The 202-nt window shown below is 76.7% G+C and carries 1 protein-coding gene; it reads right to left on the reverse strand.

All coding sequences use genetic code 11. The annotated features are described in order from the left end of the window. Nucleotides 1-182, reverse strand: a 182-nt coding sequence (locus B7L92_RS43305; RefSeq protein WP_438364059.1) for a S8 family serine peptidase, incomplete at its 3' end; no start/stop codon positions are given. Nucleotides 183-202: the final 20 nt, after the last annotated feature.

Consider the following 202-nt stretch of genomic DNA (forward strand, 5'->3'; position numbering starts at 1 on the left):
GGGGGCGGGGTGGTGCCCCCGTCGCCCACGTACAGCAGGCGGTTGGGCGAACCGCTGCCCGGGTTGCCGACGACGCCGGTGGTGGCGGCGGAGGTCAGCGCGGAGGAGACCTGGGCGGGGGTGGCCGAGGGGTTGTCGGCCAGGTGGAGGGCGGCGGCCCCGGCGACGTGCGGACTCGCCATGGACGTACCGGAGATGGTGC

Source organism: Streptomyces viridosporus (assembly GCF_002078235.1).
Lineage (GTDB): Bacteria > Actinomycetota > Actinomycetes > Streptomycetales > Streptomycetaceae > Streptomyces > Streptomyces viridosporus.